The 18,373-nt window shown below is 66.0% G+C and carries 13 protein-coding genes; 8 read left to right on the plus strand and 5 right to left on the minus strand.

Annotated elements, in window-relative coordinates; all coding sequences use genetic code 11:
* Positions 1–199 precede the first annotated feature (199 nt).
* The 5 genes from ACSFBL_RS20045 to ACSFBL_RS20065 all read left to right on the plus strand — a co-directional run bounded on the left by ACSFBL_RS20045 (position 200) and on the right by ACSFBL_RS20065 (position 7,866).
* On the plus strand, positions 200–1,705 hold the full coding sequence (locus ACSFBL_RS20045) for a wax ester/triacylglycerol synthase domain-containing protein (protein ID WP_435517564.1): 1,506 nt from the start codon (positions 200–202) through the stop codon (positions 1,703–1,705).
* Positions 1,706–1,748: 43 nt separating this feature from the next.
* The gene (locus ACSFBL_RS20050; RefSeq protein WP_435517565.1) at positions 1,749–3,725 is read left to right on the plus strand and encodes an alkyl/aryl-sulfatase; all 1,977 of its coding nucleotides are present in this window, start codon (positions 1,749–1,751) and stop codon (positions 3,723–3,725) included.
* A gap of 124 nt (positions 3,726–3,849) precedes the next feature.
* The gene (locus ACSFBL_RS20055; protein ID WP_435517566.1) at positions 3,850–5,448 is read left to right on the plus strand and encodes a GMC oxidoreductase; all 1,599 of its coding nucleotides are present in this window, start codon (positions 3,850–3,852) and stop codon (positions 5,446–5,448) included.
* Complete coding sequence (locus tag ACSFBL_RS20060) at positions 5,445–6,392, plus strand: alpha/beta hydrolase (protein ID WP_435517567.1); 948 nt, start codon at positions 5,445–5,447, stop codon at positions 6,390–6,392. Before ACSFBL_RS20055 ends, ACSFBL_RS20060 begins: the two co-directional genes overlap by 4 nt.
* A 10-nt stretch (positions 6,393–6,402) precedes the next feature.
* The gene (locus ACSFBL_RS20065) at positions 6,403–7,866 is read left to right on the plus strand and encodes a coniferyl aldehyde dehydrogenase (protein ID WP_435517568.1); all 1,464 of its coding nucleotides are present in this window, start codon (positions 6,403–6,405) and stop codon (positions 7,864–7,866) included.
* Positions 7,867–7,878: 12 nt separating this feature from the next.
* On the opposite strand, the gene ACSFBL_RS20070 is transcribed toward ACSFBL_RS20065, so the two are convergent.
* Positions 7,879–8,691: an esterase/lipase family protein gene (locus tag ACSFBL_RS20070; RefSeq protein WP_435517569.1), complete on the minus strand. Its 813-nt coding sequence runs from the start codon at positions 8,689–8,691 to the stop codon at positions 7,879–7,881.
* A gap of 47 nt (positions 8,692–8,738) precedes the next feature.
* Between ACSFBL_RS20070 and ACSFBL_RS20075 the strand changes: the two genes are divergently transcribed.
* On the plus strand, positions 8,739–8,894 hold the full coding sequence (locus ACSFBL_RS20075) for a hypothetical protein (RefSeq protein WP_435517570.1): 156 nt from the start codon (positions 8,739–8,741) through the stop codon (positions 8,892–8,894).
* A 23-nt stretch (positions 8,895–8,917) separates the two neighbouring features.
* On the opposite strand, the gene ACSFBL_RS20080 is transcribed toward ACSFBL_RS20075, so the two are convergent.
* A complete protein-coding gene (locus ACSFBL_RS20080; protein ID WP_435517571.1) occupies positions 8,918–9,421 on the minus strand; it encodes an Lrp/AsnC family transcriptional regulator in 504 nt (167 codons plus the stop codon).
* A gap of 91 nt (positions 9,422–9,512) precedes the next feature.
* On the opposite strand from ACSFBL_RS20080, the gene ACSFBL_RS20085 reads away from it, so the two are divergent.
* On the plus strand, positions 9,513–13,106 hold the full coding sequence (locus ACSFBL_RS20085) for an indolepyruvate ferredoxin oxidoreductase family protein (RefSeq protein WP_435517572.1): 3,594 nt from the start codon (positions 9,513–9,515) through the stop codon (positions 13,104–13,106).
* A gap of 4 nt (positions 13,107–13,110) precedes the next feature.
* Here the strand turns inward: ACSFBL_RS20085 and ACSFBL_RS20090 are convergent, their stop codons facing one another.
* Complete coding sequence (locus ACSFBL_RS20090; protein WP_435517573.1) at positions 13,111–14,469, minus strand: class II 3-deoxy-7-phosphoheptulonate synthase; 1,359 nt, start codon at positions 14,467–14,469, stop codon at positions 13,111–13,113.
* Between the two features lie 163 nt (positions 14,470–14,632).
* Between ACSFBL_RS20090 and ACSFBL_RS20095 the strand changes: the two genes are divergently transcribed.
* On the plus strand, positions 14,633–15,262 hold the full coding sequence (locus tag ACSFBL_RS20095; RefSeq protein ID WP_435517574.1) for a hypothetical protein: 630 nt from the start codon (positions 14,633–14,635) through the stop codon (positions 15,260–15,262).
* Positions 15,263–15,444: 182 nt separating this feature from the next.
* Here ACSFBL_RS20095 and ACSFBL_RS20100 read toward each other — a convergent pair whose 3' ends face one another.
* Together ACSFBL_RS20100 and ACSFBL_RS20105 are read right to left on the minus strand one after the other, a co-directional pair.
* On the minus strand, positions 15,445–17,784 hold the full coding sequence (locus ACSFBL_RS20100; protein ID WP_435517575.1) for an RHS repeat domain-containing protein: 2,340 nt from the start codon (positions 17,782–17,784) through the stop codon (positions 15,445–15,447).
* The gene (locus tag ACSFBL_RS20105) at positions 17,781–18,332 is read right to left on the minus strand and encodes a hypothetical protein (protein ID WP_435517576.1); all 552 of its coding nucleotides are present in this window, start codon (positions 18,330–18,332) and stop codon (positions 17,781–17,783) included. The genes ACSFBL_RS20100 and ACSFBL_RS20105 overlap by 4 nt, the downstream gene beginning before the upstream one ends.
* Positions 18,333–18,373 lie beyond the last annotated feature (41 nt).

Raw genomic sequence — 18,373 nt, forward strand, 5'->3', positions numbered from 1 at the left:
AACGGGACCGTCGCCAAAAGCGCGCCGTGTACCCCGCGCCTACCCGGAAGTCAAGCGAAGTCAGGGTAGTACGTGGCCGCACCTAATGGCTTAGGTGCTCGCACGGGCCGTCAGCACGTGCGCGCCACGATTTTCAACGCCTGCACGGGCGACTAGTCTCCACGGTGCCCGCAAAGCGGAGCGACGACAGGAGACGAGGATGCCCGCACTTTCGGCGATTGACCTGGCCATGTTCCTGCTCGAGACGCCAGCCCGGCCGTTCAACATCGGCCCGCTGGTTCTCCTGCGACCGCCAGAGGGCTTCAAGGGAAACTTTGCCGACAAGCTGCATGCGAAGCTGCTCAAGCGCCCGCCGGGTCCGCCCTTCAACTACCGGTTCAGGAAATCGCTGACCCGACTGCCGTCGGTCGAGCCCATGGCCGACCCCGACATCCGCGAGCACGTCCACCGGCTGACCCTGGACGACGCGACGATGGACGAGTTGCTGAAGGAAGTCTGCGCGCTCCACGAGACACAGCTCGACCGCTCGGGCCTGCTCTGGCAGTTCCATGTCATCGACGGGCTCGAAGATGGCCGCGTGGCGCTCTACGGCAAGGCGCACCACGGCATCATCGACGGACGCACCTTCGTCAAGGCCGTCACGGCCTGGCTCAGCGACGATCCGAAGGACAAGGAAGTGCGCGCCCTGTGGGATGGCGTGCCGCGCTCCAGCACCGCGACCAAGGAGCGCGCGGACATGGTCCAGCAGCTCTTGAACGCGAGCAACCAGGTCACGGGCGCGCTGGTGTCCGCAGCCGGCCTGTACGGCATGGTCGTCCAGCAGGGACTGCGGTCGCTGAGCTTCGGCAAGGAACTGGCGCTGCCTTTCCTGAAGGTGTCCTCGGCCTTCGATGGCGCGCTGTCGTCAAGGCGCAGCTATGCCTACTGCACCTTGCCGCTGCCGGAGATGAAGAGCCTCGGCAAGGCGCACGGCGCGACCATCAACGACCTGCTGCTGACCGCGCTCGACATGGCGATGCGGCAGTACCTGCGCAAGCGCGGCGGCTCGCACAAGGAGCCCCTGGTGGCCGACATGCCGGTGGCACTGGCCGACGCGAAGGGCGGCAACCAGATCGCGGTGCTCCAGTTTCCGCTGGGCAAGCCCGGCGCCACGGTGGCCGAACGGCTGGCCGCGATCCGTGCCGAAACGGGTCAGCTGAAGGAGTCGCTGAAGACACTCAGCAGCGACACGGTGATGCTCTACACGACCATCGTGCATGCGGTGCCGCTGCTGATGGAAATGGTCGCCGCGAAGGCCGCGCCGCGCCTGTCGAACCTGATGGTGTCGAATCCCTTCGGCCTCACGGGCCAGCCCTACCTCATGGGCGCCGCCGTCGAACTGGTGCTGCCCGTGTCGGTGGTGGCGGCCGGGCACAAGCTCAACGTCACCGCCGTCACGCTGGGCGAGCGGCTGCAGCTCGGCTTTCTCGCGATGCCCGAGGCGGTGCCTCACATCGAGGAGCTGGCGCGCTTGACCGAGCAGGCGTTCGAAGAACTGCGGGCCACCCTGGGTGCGGGCGATCCGGCGGCCGAACCTGCCGTTGCATCGCAGGAGAAGCCGACCAAGGTCGCGGCCAGGACGCCGCGCAAGCGCCCCGCCAAGGCGCCCGTAAAGCGAGCGAGGGCCGCGCCGGCCAAGCGCGGTGCGAGGTCTGCATCCGCCTGATCCCCTGCCTTTTCGATCAAGAACCAATACCAGGAGACGCCCCATGAAGAACGCATCCGTCGCGACCTGTGTCGGCGTCGCGTTGCTGGCCTGCGCAGCCGCCATTGCCCAGCCGACGACCGCGCCGCTGCCGCCGTCCAAGCCCGCCACCGCCACCACCGAGCGCGCCAACGAAGCGGTGCGCAAGGCCATGGCGATGAACGACAAGCAGGACATGGAAGACGCCACGCGAGGCAAGCTGGCCGAGCTGAAGGACCCGCTGATCAAGGCCGCGGACGGCAGGATGGTGTGGAACACGCAGCGCTACGACTTCCTCAAGGGCGATGCGCCGGCGACGGTGAACCCCAGCCTCTGGCGCGAGCAGAAGCTCAACACCTCGCAGGGCCTGTTCAAGGTGACCGACGGCATCTACCAGATCCGCGGCTATGACCTCGCCAACATGACGCTGATCGAAGGCGCCACCGGCTGGCTCGTCATCGATCCGCTGTTGACCGAGGACACGGCCCGTGCCGGCCTGAAGCTGGCGATGGAGCACCTCAAGAGTACGAAGCCGGTGGTCGCGGTGATCTACACCCACAGCCATGCCGACCACTTCGGTGGCGTCCGCGGCGTCATCGACGAGGCCGACGTGCGCTCGGGCAAGGTGAAGGTCATCGCGCCCGAGGGCTTCATGGACAACGCCGTGGCCGAGAACGTGCTCGCCGGCAATGCCATGTCACGCCGCGCGAACTACATGTACGGCATCTCGCTGCCGGCCAGCGACAAGGGTTCGGTCGGCACCGGCCTCGGGCTGGCGCTGAGCATCGGCTCGCCGGGCCTGGTCCCGCCGACGGACCTCATCAAGAAGACCGGCGAGGAGCGGACGGTCGACGGCGTGCGCATGCAGTTCCAGATGGCGCAAGGCTCCGAGGCGCCGTCGGAATTCATGCTCTATTTCCCCGACAAGAAGACGCTGTGCCTCTCGGAGGTCGCCACCAAGCTGATGCACAACATCTACACCATTCGCGGCGCCAAGGTACGCGACGCGCTGGAATGGAGCAAGTACATCAACGAGACGCTCGACCTGTATCCCGACGTCGACGTGGCCTTCGCGAGCCACCACTGGCCGACCTGGGGCAACCAGCACATCCGCCAGTACCTGGCGAACCAGCGCGACACCTACCGCTTCCTGCACGACCGTGCACTGCACCTGGCGAACAAGGGCCAGGTGATGGACGAGATCGGCAACGAGCTGTTCTTCCCGAAGGAACTTGCCAAGGATGCGAGTTCGCATGGCTACTACGGCACGCTCAGCCACAACCTGCGGGCGGTCTACAACTTCTACCTGGGCTACTACGACGCCAATCCGGCCACGCTGAACCGCCTGCCGCCCGTCGATGCGGCCAAGCGCTACGTGGCCGCAATGGGTGGCGAGGCCGCGGTCATCGCCAACGGCCGGAAGGCCTTCGACGAAGGGGACTACCGCTGGGTCGCCGAGATGGTGAACCACGTGGTCTTCGCCAACCCGGCCAATGCCGAGGCGAGGGCGCTGCAGGCCGATGCGCTGGAACAGCTGGGCTACCAGGCCGAGTCCGCCACCTGGCGCAATGCCTACCTGATGGGTGCGCTGGAGCTGCGCGCCGGGCCGCGCACCTCGGGCGCGAGTTCGAGCGGACCGGACACCGTGCGCGGCATGACCAACGAGCTGCTGTTCGACTACATCGCGCTGCGCCTGGACCACGAGAAGACCGACGGCATGAAAGCCGCGATCAGCATGGTGTTCAGCGACACGAACGAAGTCTGGGCGCTGGAGCTGTCGAACTCGGTGCTGAACAACACCAAGGGGCGGGTGCTGAAGAACCCCGATGTCACGCTGACGCTCACGCGCCCCGCGTTCCTCGCAATGCTGCTGCAGGGCAAGAAGGTGCCCGAGCTGGTGCAGGCCGGCATGCTCAAGGTCGAGGGCGACCCGAAGGGGTTCGCGGCGGTGGTGTCGAACATCGTCGACTTCGATCCGGTCTTCAACATCATCGCGCCCTGAGCGCGGCGAAGAGGAGGCGAATCATGACCGCGAGGCACTGGCACGCGAGCTGCGGCGACACCCCGACGCCTGACGCTCGGTCGAGCGCAGCGGCGATCTTGCGGCGCGAACTGCGCGACGTGACATGACCGACTTCGACCACGACTGGCTGATCGTCAACTCCGGCTTCGGCGGCAGCGTCTCGGCGCTCCGGCTGGCCGAGAAGGGCTACAAGGTGGCCGTGCTCGAATGCGGCCGGCGTTATCGTGACGAGGATTACGCCGCCAGCTCCTGGAACCTGCGCGACTTCGTCTGGGCGCCAGCACTGGGGCTGCGCGGCATCCTGCGGCTCACGCCCTTCAAGGATGTGTTCATCGCCAGCGGCGCGGCAGTGGGCGGCGGCAGCGTGGTCTATGCCTGCACCCTGTACCGCGGCGCACCGGAGTTCTTCGTGAACCCGCAGTGGGCCGGGCTCGAAGACTGGGCGGCCACGCTCGGGCCCCACTACGACACGGCCGAACACATGCTCGGCGTGAACACCGTGCCATTCCAGAGCGACGGGCAGGAACTGTTGATGGACGTGGCCCGCCATTTCGGCGTGGAGGACACGTTCAAGCGCACACCGGTGGGTATCTTCTTCGGCGAGCCCGGCAGGACCGTGCCCGACCCGTACTTCGGCGGCGAGGGGCCGGCGCGGACCGGCTGCACGCGCTGCGGCGCCTGCATGGTGGGTTGCCGCGTCGGTGCGAAGAACACGCTGGTGAAGAACTACCTGTGGTTCGCCGAGAAGGCCGGCGCGCAGATCCTGCCGGAACACGAGGTGGTCGACATCCGCCCGCTGGGCGCGGCCGATGGCAGCGACGGCTATCGCGTCACCACGCAACGGCCCGGCGCGTGGTTCAACAAGCAGCGGAGAAGCTTCACCACGCGCGGCGTGGTTGTGTCGGCCGGAGCGCTGGGCACCAATCGCCTGCTGGCCAAGTGCAAGCACGGCGGTTCGCTCCCGGCCATCAGCGACCGGCTGGGTGAACTGGTGCGCACCAACAGCGAATCGATCCTCGCCGTGACATTGCCCGACGAGAAGCGCCGGCCGGGCAACGACGTGGCGATCAGTGCCAGCATTCATCCGCGCCCGGACACCCACATCGAGTTCGTGACCTACGGCGCCAAGGGCGACTTCATGTCGACGCAGTTCACCATGATCACAGGCGAGGGCACGCGCGTGACACGCCCGCTGCGGCTGCTGGGCAGCATCGCGCGCCATCCGGTGCGCTTCGCCAAGGTGCTGTGGCCCTTCGGCTGGAGTCGCCGCACGGTCATCTTCCTGGTGATGCAAAGCCTCGACAACGCCATCGCGTTTCGCGCGAAGCGGGGGTGGCTGGGGGGCATCGGGTTGAGTACCGAGCAGGACAAGGACAAGCCCAACCCGACCTTCATCCCGGTGGCCAACGAGGCGGCCGAGTGGCTGGCGCAGAAGACCGGCGGCATCGCGCAGAGCATGGTGCTCGAAGCCACGGCCAACATCCCATCGACCGCGCACATCCTGGGCGGCGCGGTCATCGGCAAGGATGCGAGCTGCGGCGTCGTCGACCGGCACAACCGGCTCTTCGGCTATCGCAACTTCCTGGTCTGCGACGGGGCCGTCATGCCGGCGAACCCCGGCGTCAACCCGTCGCTGACCATCACGGCCATCACCGAAAACGCGATGAGCCACATCCCTGCGGCACAGGCGCAGCACGCATGATTGCCCAGCGGGTCATCGATGCGGCCCTGCGCTTCAGCGTGAGGCGGCTGTGGCGCAAGGGTGTCACCATCGACAGGCTGCGCGAGAAGGCGCGCTTCGCGGACACCTGGCTCCATCGGGGTGCCGGCAGCATCGGCATCGAAGGCGTCGACGCCAACGGCGTGCCGTCGGAATGGATCGGCGGGGAGGGCGCGGCGAAGCGCGGCGTGCTGCTCTATCTGCACGGCGGGGCCTTCTGCCTGCACATGCCCAACGCCTACCGGCAACTGGCCGCGCGCCTGGCCCGGACGACCGGCATGCGGGTGCTGGTGCCGGCCTATCGCCTGGCGCCGGAGCATCCCTTTCCGGCGGGGCTGGACGATTGCAGTGCGGCGTGTCGCTGGATGATGGACCAGGGCTCTGCGCCCGAGCACATGGCGATCGCCGGCGACTCGGCCGGCGGCAATCTGGCGCTGGGCGTCCTGATGCACCTGCGCGATCAAGGGCTGCCACTGCCTGCCTGCGCAGCGCTGATCTCGCCCGTCACCGACCTCACCGGCAGCGGCATCTCGCTGCAGGGCAATGAAGACAGCGACGTGCTGTTCGACCGGCATGCGCTGACGCTGGTGCAGGCCGCCTACCTCGGTGATGCGCGCGCGGACGCCCCCGCAGCATCGCCGCTGTTCGCGGACTGGACCGGGCTGCCGCCGCTCTTGTTCCACGTGTCGAGCAGCGAGATGCTGCTCGACGATTCGCTGCGCGCCGCAGAGCGCGCCCGCGCCCTCGGCGTCGATGCGCAGGTCAGAGTGTGGCCCCGCATGCCGCACGTCTTCCAGATCATCGGCGCGCTGCCGCAGACGAAGGAATCGCTCGACGAGATCGGCGCCTTCATTGTCGAGCGCTGCGGCCTTGCGGCGCAATCCGCGATGCGCGTCGCCGCGCAGCCGATGGCGGCGGTTCCCTAGGAGATCCACCATGGACACCCTCATCCAGCGCATGGAAGACACCTTCGAACGGCAACGCGTGGCCTTCCTGGCGCATCCCTTTCCGAGCCTGTCGGAGCGCAAGGCCAAGCTGAAGGCCCTGCGGGCACTGCTCAAGCGCTACCAGGACCGGATCGCCACGGCGGTCAGCGCCGATTTCGGCAATCGCTCACCGGCCGAGACCAAGCTGGTGGAGGTGCTGGGACCGATCCTCGAGATCAACCACGCGCTGCACCGGCTGCGCCATTGGATGGAGCCGCAGCGCCGTGCGACCGAATTGCTCTTTCTCAGCAACAGCGCGCTCGTCAACTACCAGCCCAAGGGCGTGGTCGGCGTGATCACGCCGTGGAACTTCCCGTTGTACCTGTCGCTGGGGCCGCTGGTCGCCGCGCTGGCCGCGGGCAATCGCGTGATGATCAAGATGTCGGAACTGTCGCCGAGGACCACCGAACTGCTGGCGCAGATGCTTGCCGAGCACTTCCCGCAGGACGAGGTCGCGGTCTTCGGCGGCGAGGTCGCGGAGGCGCAGGCGTTCTCGCACCTCCCTTTCAACCACCTGGTGTTCACCGGCTCGCCTGCGGTGGGCCATCACATCATGCGTGCGGCTGCCCAGCACCTCACGCCGGTCACGCTGGAACTGGGCGGCAAATCGCCGGCGCTGGTGGCGAGCGAACGTGCGGTGGAGATGGCCGCCGAACGCATCGCGCACGGCAAGGCCTTCAGCAGTGGCCAGGTCTGCCTGGCACCCGACTACGCCTTGGTGCCGTGTCCGCAGGTCGATGCCTTTGCGAGCGCCGTGGAGCGCGCCTTCCGGCGCCTGTACCCCACGGTGCAGGGCAACCAGGACTACACCAGCATGGCCTGCGACCCGCATGCGCAACGCATCCGCGAACTGCTGGCCGAAGCCGCCGCGAAGGGCGGGAAGGTCATCGCCTGCGGCGACAACGGGCCGGGGCGACGCATCCCGCTGCACGTCGTCACTGGCGTCCGCGACGACATGCGCATTGCCAGGGAGGAACTGTTCGGCCCGATCCTTCCGGTGGTGGGCTACGACACGCTCGACCAGGCCATCGACTACATCGCGGCGCGACCGCGCCCGCTGGCGCTCTATGCATTCGGATTCGATGGCGCGGATCAGCAGCGACTGACAAACCTCACGCATTCAGGCGGCCTCTGCATGGACGACTGGGGCTGGCATGCCTTCAACCACGACCTGCCTTTCGGCGGCACGGGCAACTCGGGCATGGGCACCTACCACGGCGAGGAGGGCTTTCGGGAGCTGTCGCACGCCAAGGGCACCTTCAAGCGCGCACCGTGGTTCCCGATGGGATTGTTCTATCCGCCCTATGGCAACCTGGTGCAGCGCCTTGTGTTCAGGTTCTACCTGGGCCATGCCGATCCGGCACTCTCGGAAGCACCGCTCGGCCAGCGCGCCGCGCAAGTCCCGTCGCGATGAAGCGGCCGGCCGTCAGCTGGCGGCGACGATGCCGCGCGACGGATTGGGAAACAGCAGCGGCCCGAGCATGCCGCGCTGGAACGGCTTCCATTCGCCCTCGGGCTGCGCGAGGCGGTCGGCCAGCGCGTAGAGCACGGCGGGGTGCGTGTCGAGGCCGAGGTGGCTGCCGAGCAGTACTTCGATGTTCTCGGAGGTCGGCCCGGTGGTCTCCATGCTGCAGCGCCACGCGACGATGCCGTCGGTGCGGCTGAAGATCGACGTGGTCGGCACGCGCGGCGTGCGCGTCACGTGCTTCATGCGTGGTGGATCTTCGGCGCTCTGGCCGCTCAGGCCTTCATAGACGCGCCAAGCATGGGTCGCGCGCGGGCTGCCCTTGAACGGGCTGCCGAGCGTCACGACGCTACGGACCAACCTGGGATGGCGGTTGGCCAGGAAGCGCGCATAGGCACCGCCGAGACTCTTGCCGACCAGGCTCACCTTGCGGCCCTCCTTGGCGTGGAGTTGCTTCAGCTTCTCGACCATGCGGTCCTCCACGCCGGTGCGCGGACCGAAGTTGCGGCCCTGGCCCCAGCCGTGCACGTCGTAGCCGCGGCCCTTCAGGTAGCGCCGCAGCAGGAGCGTCGAGCCATCGCCCGAGGTCAGGCCGGGCAGCACGAGCACCGGATGGCCGTCACCGCGCGGCGCAATCTTCAGCAGCGGCCATAACGCGACCGTCGCGCCGGCTTCCCACAAGGCGCGGACCTCGGCGAGCACGAGCAGGCGAGAGGGCGCGCGAACGGGGCGCGGCACTGCGGTGGATGAGGTGGGTACGGCAGGTGAGTTCATTCCAGATCCCTGGCCGAGATTGTTCCAGCGCGGCCGGATTGAGTCCAATGCATATTCGCCTCGATATCAATGCACGAGATGCAATCGCGCAACCACCCTCGCCGGGTGGCGTGGACTGGGTGAAACCCTCCACCCTGCGCGGGGGGAGGGTGGGAGAGGTCTGCGGCTACGGCTACGACTTCGGCATCCGCCACGCGTTCTGACGCCGAGGGCCGCCGCGCGTCGCTCAGGCGCGCGAACGCCGGGCCGGCCCGAAGTCGACCGGCAGGCTCCCCTCGGTCTTCACTTCCCGCAGCACGATCGCCGACCGCACGTGCGTGACGCCGGCTTGCTCGAAGAGCGTGGTGTGCAGGAATTTCTCGTAGTGCTTGATGTCGGGCACGAGCACCGTGAGGATGTAGTCGGCCGGGCCGGTCGCCGAGACGCAGCGCACGATTTCAGGGCTCGCTTCGACGGCCTTCTCGAAGTCGCGGACCTTCGATTCGTTGTGCCGGTCGAGATTGACCTCCGTCACCGCCGCGATGTTCAGGCCGACCTTCTCGCGATCGACGACTACGGTGTAGCCGCGGATCACGCCCGCGGCCTCCATCTCCTTGATGCGCCGCCAGCAGGGCGTCGACGACAGCCCGACCTTGTCGGCGATCTGCTGCACCGTCTGTCGCGCGTCGCGCTGCAGTTCGAGGAGGATCTGGAGGGAGTAGTTGTCCAGAGGAATGGAATCGGTACTCATGGGGGTTTGGGAGAATGAAATTCTCCGAAATAGGGTCGGTTTGGGGGCATTGAAGAGGATATTCCTCCGCCAGGCGAAGAACAATCCCCGGATGAATACGACCACGATTCCCGCGCCCATCCAGCGCCCCGCCTACCAGCTGTCCGACAGCCTCTGGGCCCGTTCGGGCGCCATATTCCTGACCGGCACGCAGGCCCTGGTGCGCGTGCTGCTGATGCAGCGCCAGCGCGATGCCGCACGCGGGCTCGACACCCAGGGCTTCGTCAGTGGCTACCGCGGCTCGCCGCTGGGCATGGTGGACCAGGCGATCTGGAAAGCCGGTGCGGGCTTCAAGGACGCGGGCATCCGCTTCGTGCCCGCCATCAACGAGGAACTCGGGGCGACACAGGTGCTCGGCACGCAGCGCGTGGAATCGGACCCCGAGCGCACCGTCGAAGGCGTCTTCGCGATGTGGTACGGCAAGGGCCCTGGCGTGGACCGCGCCGGCGATGCGCTCAAGCACGGCAACGCCTACGGCTCGTCGCCGCACGGCGGCGTGCTGGTGGTGGCGGGGGACGACCATGGCTGCGTCTCCTCGTCGATGCCGCACCAGAGCGACCATGCCTTCGTCGCCTGGAGCATGCCGGTCATGCAGCCGGCCAGCGTGGCCGAGTATTTGGAGTTCGGCCTGTACGGCTACGAGCTCTCGCGCTTCTCCGGTGCGTGGGTCGGCATGGCCGCGCTGTCCGAAGTGGTCGAGAGCGCCGGTACGGTCGACCTCGACCAGATCAATGCACGCGTCGCCACCTGGGCCGGTGCCGACACGGTGCGCGCCGCCACGGGCCATCGTGCGCCGGCCGACGGCCTTCACTACCGCTGGCCCGACCTGCCTTCGCTGCGCATCGAATCGCGCCTGGCCGACAAGCTGGAGGCCGTGGCCGCCTTTGCCCGCGTCAACAGCATCGACCGCCACGTGATCGAGAGCCCGCATGCCAAGGTCGGCATCGTGACCTGCGGCAAGGCGCACTACGACCTGATGGAAGTGCTGCGCCGGCTCGAAGTGACGCCGGAAAGTCTCGCGCGCGTCGGCGTCAGGCTCTACAAGGTGGGGCTGAGCTTTCCGATCGAGCAGACGCGCATCCGGGCCTTTGCGCAGGGGCTGGACGAGATCCTCATCGTCGAGGAGAAGGGCGGCATCGTCGAGAGCCAGTTGCGCGACCTGTTCTACAACGCGCCCGCCGGTGCGCGGCCCGCACTGGTCGGCAAGCACGACCGCGACGGGCGGCCGATGGTGTCGGCGCTCGGCGAGCTGAGGCCCTCGCGGCTGATCGAACTGGTGGCGCACTGGCTGTCGGTGCACTTTTCGGACAACGGCGATCTCGGCGACCACTTCCGGCACGTCCGCGACTTCACGCTGCCCGAACTCATGAGCAACGACAGCGACTCGGTCAAGCGCCTGCCGTACTTCTGCGCGGGCTGCCCGCACAACACCAGCACCAAGGTGCCCGAAGGCTCGACCGCGCGCGCCGGCATCGGCTGCCACTTCATGGCCAACTGGATGGATCGCAGCACGGCCGGGCTGATCCAGATGGGCGGGGAGGGTGTCGACTGGGTCTCGCACTCGATGTTCACGCGCACACCGCACGTGTTCCAGAACCTCGGGGACGGTACCTACTACCACTCGGGCTACCTCGCGATCCGCCAGGCGGTCGCGGCGAACGCGACGCTGACCTACAAGATCCTGTTCAACGACGCAGTCGCCATGACCGGCGGGCAGCCGGTCGACGGCGTGATCAGCGTCGATGCCATCGCGCGGCAGGTGGAGTCAGAGGGCGTGAAGCAGGTAGTCGTCGTGAGCGACGCGATCGAGAAGTACGCGCAGATCAAGGGCAAGTTCCCGGCCGGCACCGAGTTCCACGACCGCAGCGAACTCGATGCGGTGCAGCGTCGCCTGCGCGAGATCCCGGGCGTCACCGTGCTGATCTACGAACAGACGTGCGCGGCCGAGAAGCGCCGTCGGCGCAAGAAGGGCGAACTGGTCGAGCCGGACAAGCGCCTCTTCATCAACGAGGCGGTCTGCGAGGGCTGCGGCGATTGCAGCGTGCAGAGCAACTGCGTGGCCGTGCTGCCGCACGAGACCGACCTGGGCCGCAAGCGCAAGATCGACCAGACGAGCTGCAACAAGGACTATTCGTGCGCGAACGGCTTCTGCCCGAGTTTCGTCGGCGTGACCGGCGGCGCGCTGCGCAAGAAGAGCGGGGCGCTCGCTGCCGGGCGCGATGCCTTCCTGCAGCATGTTGCGGCATTGCCGCGTCCGGCCGAAAGAACATGGGACGCGCCCTATGACCTGCTCGTCACCGGCGTCGGCGGCACCGGCGTGGTGACCGTCGGCGCGGTGATCGCGATGGCCGCGCACCTCGAAGGCAAGTCGGCCAGCGTGCTGGACTTCATGGGCTTCGCGCAGAAGGGCGGGGCGGTGCTGAGCTTCGTGCGTCTTGCCGACACGCCCGCGCGGTTGAATCAGGTGCGCATCGACACCCAGCAGGCCGATGCAATCCTGGCGTGCGACATCGTCGTGGGTGCATCGCCCGATGCGCTGCAGACCGTCCGGCATGGCCGTACCCGGATCCTCGCGAACACGCACGAGATTCCGGTGGCCGAATCGCTGCGCAATCCGGACGCCGACCTCAAGGTCGAACTGCTGCTCGAGAAGATGCGATTTGTCGCGGGCCGGGACCAGGTCGAGACTTTCGATGCGCAGACGATGGCGGAGGAATTCCTCGGCGACACGCTCGCATCGAACATCCTCGCGACCGGCTATGCATGGCAGCGCGGTCTCGTCCCGCTGAGCCTCGAGGCGGTGACGCGCGCCATCGAACTCAACGGCGTTGCGGTCGCGGCGAACCTGACGGCCTTCTCGCTCGGCCGGCTTGCCGCGGGCGCACCGCAGGCGATCGAAGGCTTGCGCGGCGCAAGCACGCCCGCCGCGCAGGACGAATCGCTGGAGGCCCTGATCGCCCGTGCACGCCACCATCTCACCGGCTACCAGAACGCCGCCTGGGCGCAGCGCTTCGAGGCGCGCGTGCGCGGCATGCAGCAGCGCGAAGCGGCGCTCCCGGGTGGCGATCCAAGCCTGCCGGTCACACGCAACGCGGCGCGCAGCCTGCTGAAGCTGATGAGCTACAAGGACGAGTACGAGGTTGCTCGCCTCTACAGCGACGGCAGCTTCCGCGAGAAGCTTGCGGAGCAGTTCGAAGGCGACGTCAAGCTCGAATTCCACATGGCGCCGCCCTTCCTGTCGCGGCCGAAGAACGGGCAGCCGCCGGCCAAGATCCGGCTCGGAGCGTGGATGCTGCCGGCCATGAAGTGGCTCGCCCACGGCAAGCGCCTGCGCGGCACGTTTCTCGACCTGTTCGGCCATACGGCAGAACGCCGGCTGGAACGCTCGTTGATCGACCAGCTCGACGCGCGACTGGACGAGTTGATGGCCGAGCTGTCACCCGACAACCAGAAGCTCGCCGCGCAGATCGCCGCCGTGCCCATGACCATCCGCGGCTATGGCCACGTGAAGCTGGCCAATCTCGCACTGGCGCGCGGCCGCGAGGCAGAGCTGATGCATCGCTTCTCGCCCGCTCGCTATCCGAGACCCGCGGCGGAGGCGAAGGCCGGCCAGATCCGCGGGATCGCGGTCGTGGCGACGCATTGACGGCCTACTTGCGTGCGGCCTTGAGCACGTCCGCGATCAGGAAGGCCAGTTCCAGGCTTTGCGACCCGTTCAACCGCGGGTCGCAGGCGCTGCGATAGCGCGCCGCGAGGCCTTCGTCCGTCAGCGCCTGCGCGCCGCCGCGGCATTCGGTGACGTCCTGGCCCGTCATCTCGAAATGCAGGCCGCCGGGGTAGGTGCCCTCCTGTGCATGCGCGTCGAAGAAGCCGCGCAACTCCTGGAGGATGCGTTCGAAATCGCGGGTCTTGTAGCCGTTGGAGGCGGTCACGGTGTTGCCGTGCATCGGGTCGCAGCACCACACCGGCGTGCGCCCGGCGCTGCGCATCGCACGCAGCAGGGGCGGCAGGCGCTCGGCGACCTTGTCGCTGCCCATCCGCGCGATCAGCACCAGGCGCCCGGGCTCGCGCTGCGGGTCGAGCACGTCGGCGAGGCGCAGCGCGTCGTCCGGGCTCGCCGAAGGTCCCAGCTTCACGCCGATCGCGTTGCCGATGCCGCGCAGGTACTCTACATGGGCGCCGTCGCGCTGGCGAGTTCGCTCGCCCAGCCATAGCATGTGGGCCGAGCCGCCGTACCAACGGGCGGTTCGCTCGTCGAACCGGGTCAGCGCCTCCTCGTAGTGCAGGTGCAAGGCCTCGTGCGAGGTGTAGAACTCCACGGCGTGCAGTTGTGGTGCGCGAGAGGCATCGAAGCCGCAGGCCTCCATGAACGCGAGCGACTCCGTGATGCGATCCGCGAGTTCCTCGAAGCGCTCGCCCTGCGGACTGGAGCGAACGAAGTCGGCAGTCCAGCGATGCACCTCGTGCAGATCGGCAAAGCCACCCTGGGCGAGCGCGCGCAGCAGGTTGAGCGTGGTCGCGGAATGCGAATACGCCGTGAGCAGGCGCGCCGGATCGGGCTGCCGCGCTTCCGCCGTAAAGGCACCCCCATTGATGATGTCGCCGCGGTAGGAGGGCAGCGTCAATGCGTCCTGCGTTTCCACGTCCGAGGAGCGCGGCTTGGCGAACTGCCCGGCGATGCGCCCCACCTTCACCACCGGGCAGGCGGCAGCGTAGGTCAGCACGACCGCCATCTGCAGGATCACGCGGAAGGTCGATTCCACCGGCGCCTGGCCGAACTCGTCGAAGCTTTCGGCGCAATCACCGCCCTGCAGCAGGAAGGCCTCGCCCCGGGACACGGCCGCGAGGCGCTGGCGCAATTGCGAGATCTCGCCCGGGAAAATCAGCGACGGCAGGCCGGAAAGACGTCGCTCCGTTTCGCGCAGCGCGTGCGCGTCGCTGTAGGACGGCATCTGAAGCGCAACGCGATCGCGCCAGGAGGATGGACGCCAGTCTTGCAGATGCGACATCATGGGAACTCCTGTTTCGGCCGACCTGACGAAATCGTCTCGCGCATGAGGCAGGCCCAAGGAGAGCTACATGCCGAAACCCAACCACGAGTGGAAGGTCCTCCCTCATGGTCCGCTTCGGGAGATCGACCCCGACATTCATGTCGTCGAAGGCGAGATCCCGATGCCGCTGATGAACCTTCCGCGCCGCATGACCATTATTCGCCTGGTCAACGGCGAGCTGCTGATCTGGAGCGCCATCTCGCTCGAAGAGGAGGACATGGAGACCATCGAGCGCCTGGGTCGTCCCGCGTTCCTCGTGGTGCCCAGCGACCACCACCGACTCGACGCCAGCGCCTGGAAGCATCGTTATCCGGCGTTGAAGGTCGTTACGCCGCCGGGCTCGCGGGCGAGGACGGAGAAGGTGGTGGAGGTCGATTCGACGGCGCCGGACTTCGGCGATCCCGACGTTCGCATGGTCGTGGTGCCCGGGACGGGCGAAGAAGAGGCGGCGTTGATCGTTCGGCGACCGGGCGGCACGACACTGGTTCTCAACGACCTGGTCGGGAACATCCGACACTCGTCAGGGTTCGGCGGATGGGTGTTGCGGATGATGGGACTGGCGGGCGACAAGGCGCAGGTGCCCAAGGCGGTGGCGATGGTGATCGTGGAAAGCAAGAAGTCCTTGGGTGAGCAGCTTCAGGCATGGGCTGCGATGCCGGATCTGAAGCGGATCATTGTTTCGCATGGGGACATCATTGACGAGGCGCCGCAGGGGGTGTTGCGGGAGCTTGCGGCGTCGTTGGGGGAGTGAGGTGTGGATCTGGAATGCTGCCGCCTCCACCGGAACAACGTCCGTTGCCCGATGCAGGGACTGCGCAGCAGCAGGGGCGGCATCGAGGCCAAGCCCTAAGTAGGGGTGCTCCACCTAGCCGAGGGTGGATTCCGTGCAGGGCCCGGAGTACCGACGAAAGGCAAACACCTCTCGCAGTAGAACTAGATAGAAATCGTCCACCCTCCGATGTCGAGGTTTGTCACTGTGTAAGCCTTCTCTCCATTTTCCCAGTAGTACGTCTCAACGCTACTCCAGTAGTGGACACCCTCCTGGTCATAGTTGATAAGCAGAGTGCTGCCATCGTCGCGGGAAATTCTTCGCCAGTCTTCGCGTCCCCACGCGTCCGTGTAGCTCTCCCAGACGCGGTCGCCGCGTTGATTGGCTTGGTCATAGTCGATCCAATGGGAACTGCCGTCGTCCTGCACGACGTTCACGTAGTCCAGGCGACCCGAGGCATCCCAGCGGGTCTCCCTGGTCCTCCAGCCTTGCGAATTGTCCTGGTCGAAGTCGGTCTGGTTGGTACTGCCGTCATCCTGCACGACGTTCACGTAGTCCACGCGACCCGAGGCGTCCCAGCGGGTCACCCTTGTCTTCCACCCGTGCGAATTGTCCTGGTCGAGGTCGGTCTGATTGGTACTGCGGTCGTCCTGGACGACGTTCACGTAGTCCACGCGACCCAAGGCATCCCAGCGGGTCTCCCTGGTCTTCCAGCCGTGCGAATTGTCCTGGTCGAGGTCGGTCTGATTGGTACTGCCGTCGTCCTGGACGACGTTCACGTAGTCCACGCGACCCAAGGCATCCCAGCGGGTCTCCCTGGTCTTCCAGCCGTGCGAACTGTCCTGATCGAGGTCGGTCTGATTGGCGCTGCCGTCGTCCTGGACGACGTTCACGTAGTCTACGCGACCCAAGGCATCCCAGCGGGTCTCCCTGGTCTTCCAGGCGTGCGAACTGTCCTGATCGAGGTCGGTCTGATTGGCGCTGCCGTCGTCCTGGACGACGTTCACGTAGTCCACGCGACCCGAGGCATCCCAGCGGGTCTCCCTGGTCTTCCAGCCGTGCGAACTGTTCTGGTCGAGGTCGGTCTGATTGGCGCTGCCGTCGTCCTGGACGACGTTCACGTAGTCCACGCGACCCGAGGCATCCCAGCGGGTGTCTCTGGTCTTCCAGACGTGCGAATTATCCTGGTCGAAGTCGGTTTGATTAGCGCTGCCGTCGTCCTGGGCAACGTTCACGTAGTCCACGCGACCCGAGGCATCCCAGCGGGTCGCCCTTGTCTTCCAGCTTTGCGAATTGTCCTGGTCGAAGTCGGTCTGATTGGTACTGCCGTCGTCCTGGACGACGTTCACGTAGTCCTTGTGACCCATAGCATCCCAGCGGGTCTCCCTGTGAGTCCAGTTCTGCAGATCTCCCGGGTCGTTCTCAGTCAGATCAATGCTGCCGTCATCCCGCGTGAACTCGATTCGCTCAACACGCCCGTCCGAGTCATAGCTAGTCGTGCGCGTGGCGTAGTCAGTGTTGTTGTTCGCGCCATCCCATTCTGTGACGCGAGAGACTTCGCCGTTTGCATGGTAGGCGGTGGCGCTCTTGTCGCCGTTCGCGGCGGTTTCAGTCTGCCGGTAAACATTGCCGTTCGAATCGAATACCAGTTCCCTGCGGCGGCCATCCTCGTAGATGACGGTCGCGGTGGACGAACCGTCGTCATACACGATGGGATCGGTCACCTTATAGCCCGTTGCATTGAAACTGCTCTTAAGGTGATTCAGCATGTCAATTCCGGCTTGCGAGCCGGCGAGGCCAAGCACTCCGTTAACGTGAGCAGCGTAGTAGTTGACGTAGAAGTGTTCGTAATAGCCAGCCATCTCGTCTCGACTCCCTTGAATGGCGAACTCTTTTGCCTTCTCGTCGCTCATCCCGTTCGTATGGGACTGAGCACTCGAAAACGCCTTGTAAATATCGTTAGTGACAAGCTCGACCCGATTCGCTCGGTGGTACTGGTTGACCGATAGATCGGTCAGGCTATCAAGCTGAGAGCGAAATTCCCAAGATTCATACCGCGCGTCCAATTCATCATCAAGCCTAAGGCGCATAAAGTTTTCGGCACGCTCTGCATTGGAGCGAGTCGAATCATCCAAAGCCCTGTTCGCGGCTTCCCGTGCGTCTTGCATGGCCGGGTCTCCATGCCCGATACCTTCATGCACAAGCGTATCGATCAACTTGAGCACAGCGCCAGGCATATCCGTTGGGTCCGATACAGAGAGAAGATCGGACCGCACAAGGATTTGGCCAGGCGTACCGCCTTTCGGATCAAGGAATTGACCGTCGGCATCCTTCATCTCGGCTGCAGTGGCCGCGCGAAGCGTCCAGCTACAGTTCGCCAGCCCTTCTCGTAGTGCACCCAGCGAGCTCAAGTTTGGATTGTTGATGAGCTCAACGACCTTTGCGATGAGGACCGGATCAGCGCCTCTAAGGCCGGACAGTGCGTTTGCAGTGATGATTGTCATTGGCTGGTTTTCTCCTCTTGGTAGCGGCCGGCCACACTGATCTCGTTAATGCAGCCGGTACTAGTGAATGATTGAGTGACGGAATCCTTCGTCAGAGCTACTTTGATGCTGAAGCCTTGTCCTCGATAGCGTCCGGATTCGCTCCAGCTGAACATGCCCCAGACGTATGCCGGAGGCGATCTACCTGCGACCGCATGCGGCGAGCTATCAAGATCCACGAACGTCGATCCGGTGTAGATCGCCAGTTCATAGGGATCTAAGCAAAATCCGCTTCGTATTGGTGATACAACCAATTGAAGGCTTTGCGTCATGTGGCCGAGCCGCGACGGCTTGAGTACGAAATAGTTCGCGCCAGACGCAAGCTGAGCGTCCGAATGTGGGTGCATGTAGCGCGTGCCACCGACAACGAACACTTTGTGAAAGGTGCGAATCTCCCGAGCCCGGAGCGGTCGCTCGGTCAGCGAGATCCTCATCTTCTGTTCCACCTCCTTAGCAGTCGGCGGCCGTTCGTCGGCAGTCTTCGGATACAGCGTCAGCATGTTGTCCACCAGTCGTTTGATCTCAGGCGGCCAACGGTCCGCAATGCGCG

The sequence above is a fragment of the Variovorax glacialis genome, assembly GCF_051216375.1.
GTDB lineage: Bacteria > Pseudomonadota > Gammaproteobacteria > Burkholderiales > Burkholderiaceae_C > Variovorax.

What these genes read in the sequence shown, in the direction of transcription:
- ACSFBL_RS20045 (WP_435517564.1), top strand. Translation starts at nt 200, where the DNA reads ATGCCCGCACTTTCGGCGATTGACCTGGCCATGTTCCTGCTCGAGACG.
- ACSFBL_RS20050 (WP_435517565.1), top strand. Translation starts at nt 1,749, where the DNA reads ATGAAGAACGCATCCGTCGCGACCTGTGTCGGCGTCGCGTTGCTGGCC.
- ACSFBL_RS20055 (WP_435517566.1), top strand. Translation starts at nt 3,850, where the DNA reads ATGACCGACTTCGACCACGACTGGCTGATCGTCAACTCCGGCTTCGGC.
- ACSFBL_RS20060 (WP_435517567.1), top strand. Translation starts at nt 5,445, where the DNA reads ATGATTGCCCAGCGGGTCATCGATGCGGCCCTGCGCTTCAGCGTGAGG.
- ACSFBL_RS20065 (WP_435517568.1), top strand. Translation starts at nt 6,403, where the DNA reads ATGGACACCCTCATCCAGCGCATGGAAGACACCTTCGAACGGCAACGC.
- ACSFBL_RS20070 (WP_435517569.1), bottom strand. Translation starts at nt 8,691, where the DNA reads ATGAACTCACCTGCCGTACCCACCTCATCCACCGCAGTGCCGCGCCCC.
- ACSFBL_RS20075 (WP_435517570.1), top strand. Translation starts at nt 8,739, where the DNA reads ATGCATATTCGCCTCGATATCAATGCACGAGATGCAATCGCGCAACCA.
- ACSFBL_RS20080 (WP_435517571.1), bottom strand. Translation starts at nt 9,421, where the DNA reads ATGAGTACCGATTCCATTCCTCTGGACAACTACTCCCTCCAGATCCTC.
- ACSFBL_RS20085 (WP_435517572.1), top strand. Translation starts at nt 9,513, where the DNA reads ATGAATACGACCACGATTCCCGCGCCCATCCAGCGCCCCGCCTACCAG.
- ACSFBL_RS20090 (WP_435517573.1), bottom strand. Translation starts at nt 14,469, where the DNA reads ATGTCGCATCTGCAAGACTGGCGTCCATCCTCCTGGCGCGATCGCGTT.
- ACSFBL_RS20095 (WP_435517574.1), top strand. Translation starts at nt 14,633, where the DNA reads ATGCCGCTGATGAACCTTCCGCGCCGCATGACCATTATTCGCCTGGTC.
- ACSFBL_RS20100 (WP_435517575.1), bottom strand. Translation starts at nt 17,784, where the DNA reads ATGACAATCATCACTGCAAACGCACTGTCCGGCCTTAGAGGCGCTGAT.